The 13,433-nt window shown below is 51.4% G+C and carries 14 protein-coding genes and 1 other annotated feature; of the genes, 13 read left to right on the top strand and 1 reads right to left on the bottom strand.

The window, feature by feature from the left end:
• Window positions 1–76 precede the first annotated feature (76 nt).
• The 10 genes from EDM21_RS08145 (at window position 77) to leuS (ending at window position 9,212) form a co-directional block, all read left to right on the top strand.
• Entirely contained in the window at window positions 77–577 is a 501-nt protein-coding gene (locus EDM21_RS08145) for a YqeG family HAD IIIA-type phosphatase (RefSeq protein WP_068774308.1), read from the top strand.
• 78 nt (window positions 578–655) lie between these two features.
• The gene (gene yqeH / locus EDM21_RS08140) at window positions 656–1,771 is read left to right on the top strand and encodes a ribosome biogenesis GTPase YqeH (protein ID WP_157334491.1); all 1,116 of its coding nucleotides are present in this window, start codon (window positions 656–658) and stop codon (window positions 1,769–1,771) included.
• 86 nt (window positions 1,772–1,857) lie between these two features.
• The gene (aroE, locus tag EDM21_RS08135; RefSeq protein ID WP_157334490.1) at window positions 1,858–2,727 is read left to right on the top strand and encodes a shikimate dehydrogenase; all 870 of its coding nucleotides are present in this window, start codon (window positions 1,858–1,860) and stop codon (window positions 2,725–2,727) included.
• Window positions 2,728–2,740: 13 nt separating this feature from the next.
• Window positions 2,741–3,034 carry a ribosome assembly RNA-binding protein YhbY gene (yhbY, locus tag EDM21_RS08130; protein ID WP_157334488.1) on the top strand — a complete coding sequence of 98 codons (294 nt, stop codon included), beginning with the start codon at window positions 2,741–2,743 and terminating at the stop codon, window positions 3,032–3,034.
• Window positions 3,035–3,065: 31 nt separating this feature from the next.
• On the top strand, window positions 3,066–3,653 hold the full coding sequence (locus tag EDM21_RS08125) for a nicotinate-nucleotide adenylyltransferase (RefSeq protein WP_157334486.1): 588 nt from the start codon (window positions 3,066–3,068) through the stop codon (window positions 3,651–3,653).
• Window positions 3,643–4,209, top strand: a complete 567-nt coding sequence (yqeK, locus tag EDM21_RS08120; protein WP_068774313.1) for a bis(5'-nucleosyl)-tetraphosphatase (symmetrical) YqeK — start codon at window positions 3,643–3,645, stop codon at window positions 4,207–4,209. The genes EDM21_RS08125 and yqeK overlap by 11 nt, the downstream gene beginning before the upstream one ends.
• A gap of 122 nt (window positions 4,210–4,331) precedes the next feature.
• Complete coding sequence (rsfS, locus tag EDM21_RS08115; RefSeq protein ID WP_068774314.1) at window positions 4,332–4,679, top strand: ribosome silencing factor; 348 nt, start codon at window positions 4,332–4,334, stop codon at window positions 4,677–4,679.
• Window positions 4,676–5,560 carry a CvfB family protein gene (locus tag EDM21_RS08110; protein ID WP_157334484.1) on the top strand — a complete coding sequence of 295 codons (885 nt, stop codon included), beginning with the start codon at window positions 4,676–4,678 and terminating at the stop codon, window positions 5,558–5,560. The genes rsfS and EDM21_RS08110 overlap by 4 nt, the downstream gene beginning before the upstream one ends.
• A gap of 2 nt (window positions 5,561–5,562) precedes the next feature.
• A complete protein-coding gene (locus EDM21_RS08105) occupies window positions 5,563–6,345 on the top strand; it encodes a class I SAM-dependent DNA methyltransferase (protein WP_157334483.1) in 783 nt (260 codons plus the stop codon).
• Between the two features lie 69 nt (window positions 6,346–6,414).
• Window positions 6,415–6,705, top strand: a binding site (T-box leader).
• A gap of 59 nt (window positions 6,706–6,764) precedes the next feature.
• The gene (gene leuS, locus EDM21_RS08100) at window positions 6,765–9,212 is read left to right on the top strand and encodes a leucine--tRNA ligase (protein ID WP_157334482.1); all 2,448 of its coding nucleotides are present in this window, start codon (window positions 6,765–6,767) and stop codon (window positions 9,210–9,212) included.
• A gap of 254 nt (window positions 9,213–9,466) precedes the next feature.
• Here the strand turns inward: leuS and comER are convergent, their stop codons facing one another.
• The gene (gene comER, locus EDM21_RS08095) at window positions 9,467–10,294 is read right to left on the bottom strand and encodes a late competence protein ComER (protein WP_157334481.1); all 828 of its coding nucleotides are present in this window, start codon (window positions 10,292–10,294) and stop codon (window positions 9,467–9,469) included.
• A 297-nt stretch (window positions 10,295–10,591) separates the two neighbouring features.
• Here comER and EDM21_RS08090 point away from each other — a divergent pair, with 297 nt between their 5' ends.
• From EDM21_RS08090 to EDM21_RS08080, 3 genes are all read left to right on the top strand, one after another.
• On the top strand, window positions 10,592–11,326 hold the full coding sequence (locus EDM21_RS08090; RefSeq protein ID WP_235918094.1) for a ComEA family DNA-binding protein: 735 nt from the start codon (window positions 10,592–10,594) through the stop codon (window positions 11,324–11,326).
• A gap of 133 nt (window positions 11,327–11,459) precedes the next feature.
• Window positions 11,460–12,752 carry a homocysteine synthase gene (locus EDM21_RS08085; RefSeq protein WP_157334480.1) on the top strand — a complete coding sequence of 431 codons (1,293 nt, stop codon included), beginning with the start codon at window positions 11,460–11,462 and terminating at the stop codon, window positions 12,750–12,752.
• Window positions 12,753–12,761: 9 nt separating this feature from the next.
• Window positions 12,762–13,274, top strand: a complete 513-nt coding sequence (locus EDM21_RS08080) for a deoxycytidylate deaminase (RefSeq protein ID WP_157334934.1) — start codon at window positions 12,762–12,764, stop codon at window positions 13,272–13,274.
• Window positions 13,275–13,433 lie beyond the last annotated feature (159 nt).

The raw sequence follows: 13,433 nt of genomic DNA, 5'->3' as shown, positions 1-13,433 counted from the left end.
CCTTTTTCTTTTTGCAAGGAATTGGACATGTATGGTATAGTTCCTATAGATTCGAAAGAGGTTGGGGTGACGATGTTTGTTTAAAAAACTGGTACCGAGGCAGTTCGCACAGACGATCTACGATATTAATTTGGAGGAACTGTGGCGGAACGGAATTCGCGGGATCATTACGGACCTCGACAATACACTCGTAGGAGCGAAAGTGGCAGACGCTACACCGGAGCTTATTAATTGGCTTGGTAACGTAAAGCAGCTCGGGTTTAAGGTGGTCATTGTTTCCAATAACCAGGAACTCCGTGTCTCCGCATTTGCACTCCCGCTATCCATTCCATTCATTCATGCCGCGCGCAAACCGACGAATAACGCCTTCCGTAAAGCTTTGGCACTGATGGACACTACGGCTGAACAGACCGTTGTAATCGGTGATCAGATGCTCACTGACGTACTTGGAGGAAATCGGCTCGGCTTATATACCATTCTTGTAGCGCCGATCGCCGTGAATGATGAAGGTTTCTTTACACGAATCAACCGGCGCATCGAGAAGCTGGCCAATAACTACATCTCGAAGAATAAATAAAGCTTTCCTTCACGGGAAAGCTTCACTTTGCTTGCGGGGGGAATTCAGGTTCTCCTGCCGTAAGCTCAAGGAGGACACATGAACGAGGAAGAGATGAACTATTGCGGAGGCTGCGGTGCTACACTGCAGCAAGAGGACCCGGGTGCAACCGGGTATGTGCCGGAGGAGGCGCTGCAGAAAGAACCGATCATCTGCCAGCGCTGCTTCCGCATCAAGCATTATAATGAAGCATCGAGTGTTACTCTGAACCAGGATGATTTTCTGAAGCTGCTCGGTCATATCGGGCATAAAGAGGCTCTGGTCATCAATATTGTCGATATTTTCGATTTTGAAGGCAGTCTTATTAGCGGCTTGGCGCGTTTTGTCGGGGGCAATCCGATTGTGCTTGTCGTTAACAAAATCGATTTACTTCCCAAAGTAACCAACTGGAACCGGATCGTGAACTGGGTTCGCAGGCTGGCCAAAGAGCAGGGGCTAAAAGTTGTCGAGGTCGTCCTGTGCAGCGCCAAGAAGAACATAGGGTTCGACCGGGTTATTCAGGCGGTTGAACAATACCGCGACGGCAAAGATGTGTATGTGGTCGGTGCCACTAACGTGGGTAAATCTACCTTGATCAACCGGCTGATTTCGGATTACAGTGATCTGGAGGCTGAATTGACGACGTCCCACTACCCGGGTACGACGCTCGGTACGGTCGAAATTCCACTTGATGACGGACGGAATATTATTGATACACCCGGCATCGTGTATCAGCATCGTCTGACGGAGTTGGTATCGAAGAAGGACTTGGGCAAAATTATGCCGGGCAAGCCCCTCAAACCGATGGTCTATCAGCTGAACGAAGGCCAGACCCTGTTCTTTGGTTCTTTCGCCAGATTTGATTTCGTACGGGGTGCGCGTCAGTCCTTTACCATCTATGCGTCCAATGCCGTACCGCTGCACCGCACGAAGCTGGAGAAAGCGGACGAGCTGTATGCCAATCATAAGGGCGTTATGCTTGCGCCGCCTTCTGAGAAGGACCTGCTGGAACTGCCGCCTTTGGCGAAGCATACGCTTCATATCCAGAAGGGCAAGAGCGTAGATGTGCTTATTTCAGGCTTGGGATGGATCAAAGTAAACAGTGAAGCCGGAGCGGAACTCGCTGTTCATGCTCCTAAAGGCGTCAAAATCATTCAACGCGATTCCTTAATTTAAGGCGGGTATACCTTAAGTTGGGCAGATTAATGAGGTTCGGTAAACTGAATTTTCAAGGATCAGGATGTACGGGGGAGATATAAATCATGGTGGAGAATCTGTCTTTGGACAGCAACACGGTCCTTTATGGGGTTTTTGGTGATCCGGTTCGCCATTCCCGTTCACCGATAATGATGAACCGCGCTTTCAGCGAAGCCCGGATTAACGGCGTATACGCGGCGTTCCATGTTATGCCGGATCAGCTCGAGCGGGCGGTTAACGGAATCCGCTCGCTGGGATTCCGCGGCGTGAATGTAACCATTCCGCACAAAGTCAATGTGATGAAGTATCTGGATGAAGTCGACGCGGATGCTCAGGCACTCGGCGCCGTTAATACCATTGTGAATAACCAGGGCCGGCTAACCGGCTACAATACGGACGGCATCGGTTATGTCCGCTCTCTCAAAGAGGAGACAGGACTTAAACTGGAAGGGAAGAAAGCGCTGATTATCGGTGCGGGCGGCGCAGCCAGAGGGATCGCTTTTGCCTTGGCCAAGGAAGGCTGTTCGTTCATCGCCATCGCTAACCGGACCGTGGAAAGAGCGCATGAACTGGCTTCCGCTGTACGTAACCGTACAAGTGCGGTGGGCATGGGTCTGCAGGATTTGGGGGATATTATTCATGAAGTCGACCTCGTCATCAACTCGACTTCATCCGGCATGCATCCGAACGTTGACGAACTGCCGGTGCAGCTAGGCGGCCTCAGGCTCCGGGACGGGGTTATCGTGAGTGACCTGGTGTACAATCCCCTGGAAACGCGCTTTTTACGGGAAGCGGGAGAGCGGGGAGCTATCACCCACGGGGGTCTGGGCATGTTTATTTATCAAGGAGCGTTCGCGTTCGAATATTGGACCGGCGTTCCGGCTCCTGCCGCAGCGATGCGTCAGGTTGTAGAGCAATCATTTATTAAGAATTGAGGGAATTTTTTATATGCTTACTGGGAAACAAAAAAGACATCTGCGTGCGCTTGCACATCATTTAACGCCTATTTTTCAGGTAGGTAAAGGCGGGGTTAATGAACATTTAATCCAGCACATTGAGGATGCGATTGAGAGCCGCGAGCTGATCAAGATATCGGTGCTTAACAATTACACGGAAGATTGCAAAGAAGTGGCAAGGGAACTGGCGGAAGGCGCAGGGGCTGAACTCGTGCAGACAATCGGAAGAACGATCGTGCTGTACAAGGAATCCCGCGATAACAAACAAATCGTGCTTCCGAGATAGCCGCCGGTTGTGCCGGGCAGGAGATGTGGATATGAGAATTGGAATCATGGGAGGGACATTCGATCCCATTCATACCGGTCATTTGGTTGCAGGGGAATGTGCACGGTCTGCTTGCGGCCTGGACGAGGTCTGGTTTATGCCGGCCAATGTGCCGCCGCACAAGCCGAATGCGCCTAAGGCTTCGGCCGCGCAGCGGTGGGAGATGGTGTGCCGGGCGGTAGCGGATAACCCCGCTTTTAGACCCTTGGATTTCGAACTGCGCAAAGGCGGAGTTTCTTATTCGATTGACACGATCAAGCTGCTCCAGCAGCAGCATCCTGAGCACAGGTTTCAGTATATCATCGGCGCGGATATGGTGGAGTACCTTCCGGAATGGCATAAGATTGAAGAGATTATGGGGCTGATCGGATTTATCGGTCTACAACGACCGGGGTACGAGCTCGATTTGGATGCCCTGCCGGCCTATATTCGCTCGGGAGTGAGCATAGCTCCAATGCCCCTGCTCGATATATCTTCAACCGATATCCGCGGCCGCAGGAAAGATGGGCGTTCAATCCGATATCTTGTTCCTGCTCCGGTACATGACTATATCGAGGGGAATGATTTATATGGACCGTGAACAGATGATCCGGATCGTGCGGGAGAACATGCCCGAAAGACGCTGGAAGCACACCTTGGGTGTAATGGAAACCTCCGTTATTCTGGCCCGCCTGTATGGGGAAGATGAGAATCGCGCGGAAACGGCGGCTATTCTTCATGATGTATGCAAGTTCTGGCCGGTTGAGAAGCAGGCCGAGACGGTCCGCGAAAGCGGCACGGATACAGATGTGCTCGACTTCGACAAAGAATTGTGGCATGCTCATGCAGGAGCCTGGATTGCCGCCAAGCAGTTCGGTGTGGAAGACGAAGAAGTGCTGAATGCCATTCGTTATCATACGTCGGGAAGAGAAGACATGTCAAAGCTGGAGAAAATCGTGTGCTTAGCGGATTATATAGAGCCGAGCCGGGATTTTCCGGGTGTGGACGCAATCCGCAAGCTGGCCGAAACAAGTCTGGAGCAGGCCTTAATCGCCGGCTTTGACTCGACGATCTCCTTTTTGCTGGCCAAAGGAAAGCGGATTTACCCCCTTACGGTACTGACGCGGAATCGTTTAATCCGTGAATTAGAGGTGTAAGGAAAAGGAAGAGCTGCTGCTCAAGATCAGTCTTTTGTCTAGAAGACAAGACTTGCCGATAGAAGTCTGACCGCAAACGAACAAAAGATTGCTTAACGAAACAACATGAAGGAGATGATGGGATGAAAATAAGCCCCGAACAACTGATGAATATGGTCGTGGATGCGGCGGAAGACAAAAAGGCCATTAACGTGGTGGCGCTGGATTTGCAGGAAATTTCCCTGGTGGCGGATTATTTCGTTATCTGTCACGGTAACTCGGAGACACAAGTGCAGGCTATTGCAACGGAAATCCGCAAGCAGGCTAACGAAAAAGGCGTTACTGTCCGCGGTATTGAAGGATTCAATACGGCAAGATGGGTGCTGGTTGACTTAGGAGACGTGGTGGTTCATGTCTTCCACCGTGATGACCGGGAGTATTACAATATTGAACGTCTGTGGTCTGACGCGAGGGTTGTGGAACGCGTATGAATCTTGAAGCCGGAACACTCGTAACACTCGATGTGGCGCGGGAAGTGTCTCCTTACGGGTACTTTATGACCGATGGAGAGCGCGATGTTCTGCTGCATTACACGGAGACGACAACCAAGGTAGCGCCGGGTGACCGTCTGGAAGTGTTTCTTTATTACGATACGGAAGACCGGCTTGCCGCAACGATGCACCGGCCGATGCTTCTTCTGGGAGAGCTTGCCCTGCTCGAAGTAGTCGATCTTCATCCGCGTTTCGGCGCTTTTCTGGAGATGGGGATTGGCCGTAACCTGCTGCTTCCCTTCAAAGAAATGCCGGAACTCGAGGAGCTTCGTCCCCAAGTAGGAGACCGGATCTATGTCACGATGGATCATGACCGTCAAGGACGTCTGGTTGCCCGGCTTGCCGGAGAAGAAGTGCTGATGAACGAATGCTTCCCTGCTCCGCAGACGTGGAGAAATCAATGGAAGAACGCGCGCGTCTATAAGCCGCTGCAAATGGGCACTTTCGTCGTGGTAGACGGAGGCGTAGTCGGTTTCGGTGCCATCGGCCTTATCCCGGCTTCCGAGCGTGCCCGGCTGCTGCGTGTCGGCGAAGAAGTAAGTGTTCGTGTCACCTACATCAGAGAAGACGGGCGGATTAATTTGTCCATGCGTCAGCCCAAGGAAAAAGGGCGCGATGTAGACGCCGAGCGCATACTGGAAGTACTCCGTGAGCGGCCCAACGGAGCCATGCCTTATTCGGATCAGACCGGAGCGGATGTTATTATGACGAAGTTCGGTATCAGTAAATCCGCATTTAAGCGTGCTTTGGGCAAACTTATGAAGGACGGTCTCGTTTACCAGAAGGAAAACTGGACGTGCCTGAAGCAAGAGGAGAACTGAGAATGTCCTATCAGGATTTTGCCTATACGTATGACCGGCTGATGGAAGACATGCCTTACGAGGCCTGGATATCTTTTGCCAAAAAGGTTTGGGCAGCGTATGGAATTCAGCCTGAAACCGTCGTGGATCTCGGCTGCGGAACGGGGAATATATCCATTCCGCTGGCGAGAGACGGCTACAAAGTAACCGGGATCGACTTGTCGGATGACATGCTGGCTGTTGCGCAGCACAAGGCGGAGCGGCAGCGTGAGACAGGCCCCGGGATCCTGTGGCTCCAGCAGGATCTGCGGGACTGGGAACTTCCGCAGGACGAGGGGGCAGATACCGTTGTTTCCTTCTGTGACTGTTTCAATTATCTGCTTGAAGAAGAAGATATCCTGCAAGCTTTTGAGCAGGCTTTTCAAGGACTCCGCAGCGGCGGGGTGTTCTTGTTTGATGTACACAGTCCTGCTCAATTCACCGAGTATGCGGCTTTGCAGCCATTCGTCTTCGACGAGGAAGATATCGCATACTTGTGGACGTGTGAGCTGGATGAAGAGCGCACGGAAATTGAGCATGCCTTAACGATCTTTGTCCGGGAGAATGCTGCCGGGTCAGCGTCAGGCGAAGCTTTATTCCGCCGTATTGAGGAGACCCACCATCAGCGGGCGTACGATCCCCGGTGGATGCTGGATATGCTGGCTGCGGCAGGTTTTACCGATTTGCAGATCAGTACGGATTTTGAATGGAAGGAGAAGTTGACTCCGGATTCGAGGAGACTTTTCTTTTCGGCCCGTAAACCTTAGCGCTCCGGTGTACAGGGATACTTGACAAGATAAGTACAAATTGCCTATAATCATTACAAATTTGTATTCGTACCCGCTTTGAAGAGGACCAGTATTTTGTTTGTATATCCCAGAGAGCCGGCAGATGGTGTGAGCCGGTATATGCAGCAGAAGAACTCACCTTGGAGCCGGAAGGCGAACGGCAAATCCCACCGATGACCGAACTGGAAGCATGTCCTTACAGCGTCGGAAGAGAAGGCAGGGAGATGTCCAGTAACCGGACCGTTTAGCCCGCGTTAAGGGATCGAGTGAGCACAGGGCAAAGAATGCCGGTGTTAACTAGGGTGGTACCACGGGAATATATAACCTCTCGTCCCTAGCCAATAGAGCTAGAGGCGGGAGGTTTTTTGATTGTCAATGAATGTCAGGAGGAACGGATTATGGCTCAAGAGAAAGAACAACAAGGATACAACCCTCAGTTTATTGAACCGAAATGGCAGCAGTACTGGGACGCTAACAAGACGTTTGAAACGAAGGATGAGCCCGGCAAGCCGAAGTTTTATGCCCTGGATATGTTTCCTTATCCCTCTGGTGCAGGTCTTCATGTAGGCCATCCGGAAGGCTATACGGCTACGGATATCGTATCCCGTTATAAGCGGATGCGCGGATTTAACGTCCTGCACCCGATGGGCTGGGATGCTTTTGGTCTTCCGGCTGAGCAGTATGCCTTGGATACAGGGAATGACCCTCGCGATTTTACGAAGAAGAATATCGAGACGTTCCGCCGTCAAATCAAATCATTCGGTTTCTCTTATGACTGGGACAGAGAAATTTCCACGACAGATCCGGAGTATTACAAATGGACTCAGTGGATCTTTATCCAGTTGTACAAAAAAGGTCTGGCCTATGTGGACGAAGTACCCGTTAACTGGTGTCCGGCGCTTGGAACGGTTCTAGCGAACGAAGAAGTTATTGACGGCTTAAGCGAGCGCGGCAGCCATCCGGTGATTCGTAAACCGATGCGCCAATGGGTGCTTAGAATTACTGAGTATGCCGAGCGTCTGCTTGATGATCTGGAAGAGCTGGACTGGTCCGAAAGCATCAAAGACATGCAGCGCAACTGGATCGGCAAATCCAAAGGGGCCGAAGTGACGTTCGGCATCGAAGGTCACGATGCAGATAAGCTGACCGTATTCACGACCCGCCCGGATACGCTGTTCGGTGCTACTTATTGCGTGCTGGCTCCTGAGCACGAGCTTGTCTCCCGCATCACGACTTCCGTTCAGGAAGCCGAAGTAAAAGCGTACCAGGAGAAAGCCTCCCACAAGAGTGACCTGGAGCGTACGGATCTGGCCAAAGAAAAGAGCGGCGTCTTTACAGGAGCTTACGCGATTAACCCTGTTAACGGCGAGAAGCTGCCGATCTGGATTGCCGACTATGTGCTTGCGGGTTACGGCACCGGGGCCATTATGGCCGTTCCGGGACATGACGTGCGCGACTGGGAATTCGCCAAGCAGTACGGACTGCCGATCATCGAAGTTGTTCAGGGCGGCAATGTAGATGAAGCCGCATACGACGGAGAAGGGATTCATGTGAATTCCGGCTTTATCGACGGACTGGGCAAAGAAGAAGGCATTTCGCAAATGATTGCCTGGCTCGAAGAGCACGGCAAAGGCAAGGGCAAAGTAACGTACCGTCTGCGTGATTGGCTCTTCAGCCGCCAGCGTTACTGGGGCGAGCCGATTCCAATCCTTCATCTGGAGGATGGCACGATGAAGACCGTTCCGGAAGACCAGCTTCCGCTGCTGCTTCCCGAGATGGACAACATTAAACCGTCCGGTACCGGAGAATCTCCGCTCGCTAACGCAACGGATTGGGTGAATACTATTGATCCTGAGACAGGTATGAAAGCACGCCGCGAGACGAACACCATGCCTCAATGGGCTGGAAGCTGCTGGTACTACCTGCGCTTTATCGATCCGCGCAACGATGATGCTATCTGTTCACCCGACAAGCTGAAAGAATGGCTCCCGGTTGACCTGTACATTGGCGGTGCGGAACATGCGGTTCTTCACCTGCTTTATGCGCGTTTCTGGCACAAAGTCTTGTATGACATCGGTGTAGTGACGACCAAGGAGCCTTTCCACAAGCTGGTTAACCAGGGAATGATCCTCGGCGAGAACATGGAGAAAATGTCCAAATCGCGCGGAAATGTCATCAACCCGGACGTGATTGTGAATGAGTACGGCGCGGATACGCTGCGTTTGTATGAAATGTTCATGGGGCCCCTGGAAGCTACGAAACCGTGGAATGCAAACGGAGTGGAAGGTTCTTACCGCTTCCTTAACCGGGTATGGCGCCTGTTCGTGGATGACAATGGAGCAATAAACAGCAAAATCTCAAACGATGACAGTGCATGTGCAGATGCTTTTAAGAAAACGTGGCACCGCACCATTAAGAAAGTCACGGAAGACTATGAAGCCCTTCGTTTCAATACCGCCATCAGCCAGATGATGATTTTTGTTAACGAAGCTTATAAGACGGAACACCTGCCGGTTGCTGCCATGAAACAGTTTGTCCAGCTACTTTCCCCGATGGCGCCTCATATTGCGGAAGAGCTGTGGGCCAAACTCGGAGGCACCGAATCCATTACTTATGAAGCCTGGCCGGTGTATGAAGAGGCGTGGACCGTGGATGACGAGGTAGAAATTGTTGTTCAGGTCAACGGTAAAATCGCCGATCGCGTTAAGGTTTCCAAAGATTTGGATGAAGCTGGCATGCAGGAGCTTGCATTCGGTCTGGACAAAGTGAAAGAACTGAGCGCAGGCAAGACAGTCCGCAAAGTGATCGTGGTTAAGGGCAAGCTGGTTAACATTGTTGTCGGTTAATCGGTGCTTGAAACAGTAACATCTCTAGCAGAAGCAAAAGAAGAACCGTGTTGATTTCAGGACGAAATCGGACGGGATGCATGAATTCGGGCAGCTCAAAGCGGCGTACAGACAGCAATTCCTGACTCAGGTAAACTGCTGTACGCCGCCGTAAGGCCCGTTATTTAAACTCCTCACTCATACTCTTAAATACACAACTTGCAGGAAACCCTCTGCCATCTTTAAACTTCTATTATCCGCAGTCGCTTGAATCCTTACCTCTTCGTTGCAAAGACAGACTCCACTTTTTCCAAATCTTCTTCATATTTTGCATGTGTGATCTGGATCAGCCGGTTAAACATGCCGTCCAAATCATGATCCATCAAACGCAATCCTTCCGCTGTAATCCCCCCGGGAACACATACTCTTTTCTGCAAAGTAACAGGATCAAAACCTCCGGTCGTAAGCAGTTTACCCGTACCCAGTGTCATTTCCGCAGCCAGTATGTTAGCTTCTTCTCGCGATATCCCCGTTTCTTGAACGGCCGCATCTACATACTTTTGCAAAAAGAAAGCCAGAAACGCAGGCCCGCAGCTCGACAAATCGGAGCTTATTCTTGTATGCGCTTCGGACACCCGCACCGGTGTGGAAATATGAGTAAGTAAATTTTCTATCCATTCTTTGTCTTCGGGATGCATACGCTCTCCGTGGATGCAAAGCGAAGAACCTGTCAGCACATAATTGGTAATGCTCGGTATGACCTTGGTTACTTTGCAGGGCAGCTGGCTTTCCAGGTGCCTGAGAAGCACAGAACTGGTGATGGACACCAGAATTTGCGAGGGCTTCAGAACGGGCCGGATCTCGTCGATCACACGCTTATAATCAAACGGTTTTACGCAGAGAAACAGTACGTCGCTTCCGCCGGCAACTTCGGGGTTGTCAGAGGCTGCAACCAGTCCCGCGTACGTTTCCGCCAACCTTTTTACTTTACCGGGGGTGCGGTTTGCGGCGCAGATTTGCTCAGGATTGAGTGCTCCCGAATGGATGAGCGCTTCGATAAGAATACTCCCCATGCTGCCTGTACCGATAAATCCCGCTTTCATCGACAACCCTCCTTTTAGATTAGCCTGACCTATGCAGGAACGGGGCTCTGCCCCTCTTGCTTGCAACGCTTATGGCATCAAAGTAAGGGATAGGCCTGCTGAGGTAAAGAACCGCGCAGAGCTATCTTAAACGTTCATTCCCTAAGAACAGGAAGACGTTTCTTAACGGTATGACCATCGGGGCGCAAATATGCTTAATTTTATTAAAAAGTATTCCATTACCATGTTTTCCGGTGTTCTGTAATCTCGGTTGGCTTTCATGAGATCTAGTTCGATAACGAATCAGGAGGAACAAAGATGAATTGGATTTTTAAAATGAAAATAGGCGCGTTGTCGGCTCTGGCAGCTGCCGTTCTCGGTCTCGCGATCTGGTGGGTGCTGGCCGGCAGGGGGGAGGAGATACCCGCTGGATTTACGTCTTTGCATGGACAGATGGAAGAGGCCATGCTTCAAGCGGCTGGTGCATCTTCTGCAACTAAGCCGGGCATAACCGGAGGTTCCGGCAGCCCGGATGTTCCCGGTCAAGCAGCCGGTAAAGGCGGTGCAGAATCAGGCGCAGCAAAAGAGGCCGATAGCAGCAGGAGCGAAAGCAGTAAGAATGAAAGCAGCAAGAACGACATTGGAGCGGAATCGGCCATGCCGCCGTCCCCTTTGCCGGCCGGAGGTAATCCGCGGAACGATTCGGAAGACGGCAAGCCTGAGACTGTTGTACCGGGTGCGGTAGAGACGAGTACTATCGTATCCAGTACAGCCGCATCCGCCGAGGGGATTAAACCGGGCGAGAGCGGTAAAATCAGCGGTCAAGGAAAAGCGGACGGGGAAGGAGATCAGCCTAAAGTGGACATCAATTACGGCGGACTGGAGGAGCTCATGAAGCTGCCCGGTGTAGGGCCAAGCAAGGCTAAAGCTATCATCGCCTACCGGGAGCAGCACGGCAAATTCAAACGGATGGACCAGCTTCTCCAGGTAAAAGGGATCGGAGATAAGATGCTCGCCAAGATGAAACCGTATATATTGCTGGGTTCACCATAGTTATTTCCATTAAAACACATCCGTTTAGAAGGAATTTAGTAATCTTTCTTTCATTTTATTAGAAAATGTGAGAAAATAGGACAAAATCAGCTTGGCAAATTGCCACATAAAAGCGATAAAGGAGGAAAGAAACATGGCAGAAGAACGCCAGTATTCTCTAGAAACATTAGCCGTACATGCAGGTCAGGAAATTGATCCGACAACTCTTTCCCGTGCGGTGCCTATTTATCAGACGACTTCTTACGGTTTCCGGGATGCCGACCATGCGGCAGATTTATTCGCACTCAAAGAATTCGGCAATATATACACGCGTATTATGAACCCGACCAGCGATGTGTTTGAGAAGCGCATTGCGGCACTCGAAAGCGGAGCAGGAGCTCTTGCCACGGCATCGGGCCAGGCTGCCATTACATATTCCATTCTTAATATTGCGGGCGCAGGGGATGAGATTGTTTCGGCATCCAGTCTATACGGCGGAACTTATAATTTGTTCTCGACCACTTTTGCAAAGCTGGGGATTAACGTTAAGTTTGTCGATCCATCCGATCCGGAGAACTTCCGCAAGGCCATTACAGATAAAACAAAAGCTCTGTACGCAGAAACAGTCGGCAATCCCAAAGGGGATCTTCTCGATATTGAAGCCGTTGCGGCGATTGCTCATGAGAACGGGCTTCCCCTGATCGTCGATAATACATTCCCGACGCCGTATTTGCTTCGTCCTATTGAACACGGTGCCGACATTGTTGTCCATTCCGCGACCAAATTTATCGGCGGACACGGAACTTCTATCGGCGGCGTCATTGTAGACGGCGGCAAGTTCGACTGGAAAGCGAGCGGCAAATTCCCGGGCTTGACCGAGCCGGACCCTAGCTATCACGGTGTCATCTACACCGATGCCGTAGGACCGATCGCGTATATCATCAAAGCGCGCGTGCAGCTGCTTCGTGACATGGGGGCGTCCATTACCCCGTTCAACTCTTTCATGCTCCTGCAAGGTCTTGAGACGCTTCACCTCCGGATGGAACGTCACAGCTCCAACGCACTCCAAGCCGCCCAATTCCTAGAGTCGCATGAGGGGGTAGAGTGGGTAAGCTACGCCGGGCTTCCCAGCCACTCGTCGTACAAGCTGGCGCAGAAATATTTGCCTAAGGGTCAAGGCGCCATTATGACATTCGGAATTAAAGGCGGTATCGAAGCAGGCCGCAAGGTGATTGAGAATGTCAAATTATTTTCGCACCTAGCGAATGTCGGCGATTCCAAGTCCCTCATCATTCACCCTGCTAGCACCACTCATCAACAGCTTAATGAAGATGAGCAAGCCAGTGCGGGTGTAACGCCAGGAATGATCCGTCTGTCGATCGGAACGGAAGCTATCGACGATATTCTGCATGATTTGGATCAGGCCATCCGTGCCAGCCAGTTGTAGGTGAAGATGATGACCGGGCGCAAAGATTGGGACACTTACTTCATGGATATTGCTTACATGGCCTCAACGCGTTCACAGTGCAGCCGCCGACGGGTCGGAACCGTTTTGGTTCAAGGAAAAAAGCTTCTGGGTACCGCTTATAACGGAGCTCCTATGGGAGTTCCGGACTGCTCGGAGGAAGGTTGTATGCTGGTAGAAGAATTCGAGCTTCAGGTTATCGACGGCAAGGAGGAGATGATCCGCAAGCAGCGCTGCATCCGGACCATTCATGCGGAGCAGAACCTGCTGCTGTTTACAGACCGCGAGGACCGTGAAGGTTCGAGTGTATATGTAACGGATCAGCCTTGCTGGACCTGCTCGAACATGCTGGCCAACAGCGGGATAAAAGAAATCATATACCATCGGCCTTATCCGAAAGATAGTGAGAAAGTTCAGGCACTAATGGCGGCAAGGGGAATTATCTTTCGGCGAATGGACCATTATGAGCCTCCCGAAGGTACGGACCACAGCGTTGTTAATTAAAGAGATTGATAGATGGCGTGAGGAAGAACCTCCGCTGCTCTTACAGGGCAGCGGAGGTTTTTTCGTTGTCCGGGAGCAGGGAATCTATTAAAGGCAAACGCAGTATCGGCTCATATAGCAGCCGCTGCCCTGCGGCATTTGATGGCTTATCATGCAGCG

Source organism: Paenibacillus lutrae (genome assembly GCF_009757775.1).
GTDB lineage: Bacteria > Bacillota > Bacilli > Paenibacillales > NBRC-103111 > Paenibacillus_F > Paenibacillus_F lutrae.
Note: the sequence above shows the minus strand (reverse complement) of the source record. Positions and strands in the feature narration are given on the sequence as shown.

Excerpts from the sequence above, each read along its gene's own strand:
- yhbY (WP_157334488.1), top strand. The coding sequence starts at position 2,741 with ATGCTTACTGGGAAACAAAAAAGACATCTGCGTGCGCTTGCACATCAT.
- EDM21_RS08085 (WP_157334480.1), top strand. The coding sequence starts at position 11,460 with ATGGCAGAAGAACGCCAGTATTCTCTAGAAACATTAGCCGTACATGCA.
- EDM21_RS08090 (WP_235918094.1), top strand. The coding sequence starts at position 10,592 with ATGAATTGGATTTTTAAAATGAAAATAGGCGCGTTGTCGGCTCTGGCA.
- aroE (WP_157334490.1), top strand. The coding sequence starts at position 1,858 with ATGGTGGAGAATCTGTCTTTGGACAGCAACACGGTCCTTTATGGGGTT.
- EDM21_RS08080 (WP_157334934.1), top strand. The coding sequence starts at position 12,762 with ATGACCGGGCGCAAAGATTGGGACACTTACTTCATGGATATTGCTTAC.
- comER (WP_157334481.1), bottom strand. The coding sequence starts at position 10,294 with ATGAAAGCGGGATTTATCGGTACAGGCAGCATGGGGAGTATTCTTATC.
- yqeH (WP_157334491.1), top strand. The coding sequence starts at position 656 with ATGAACGAGGAAGAGATGAACTATTGCGGAGGCTGCGGTGCTACACTG.
- EDM21_RS08110 (WP_157334484.1), top strand. The coding sequence starts at position 4,676 with ATGAATCTTGAAGCCGGAACACTCGTAACACTCGATGTGGCGCGGGAA.
- EDM21_RS08125 (WP_157334486.1), top strand. The coding sequence starts at position 3,066 with ATGAGAATTGGAATCATGGGAGGGACATTCGATCCCATTCATACCGGT.
- EDM21_RS08105 (WP_157334483.1), top strand. The coding sequence starts at position 5,563 with ATGTCCTATCAGGATTTTGCCTATACGTATGACCGGCTGATGGAAGAC.
- yqeK (WP_068774313.1), top strand. The coding sequence starts at position 3,643 with ATGGACCGTGAACAGATGATCCGGATCGTGCGGGAGAACATGCCCGAA.
- rsfS (WP_068774314.1), top strand. The coding sequence starts at position 4,332 with ATGAAAATAAGCCCCGAACAACTGATGAATATGGTCGTGGATGCGGCG.
- leuS (WP_157334482.1), top strand. The coding sequence starts at position 6,765 with ATGGCTCAAGAGAAAGAACAACAAGGATACAACCCTCAGTTTATTGAA.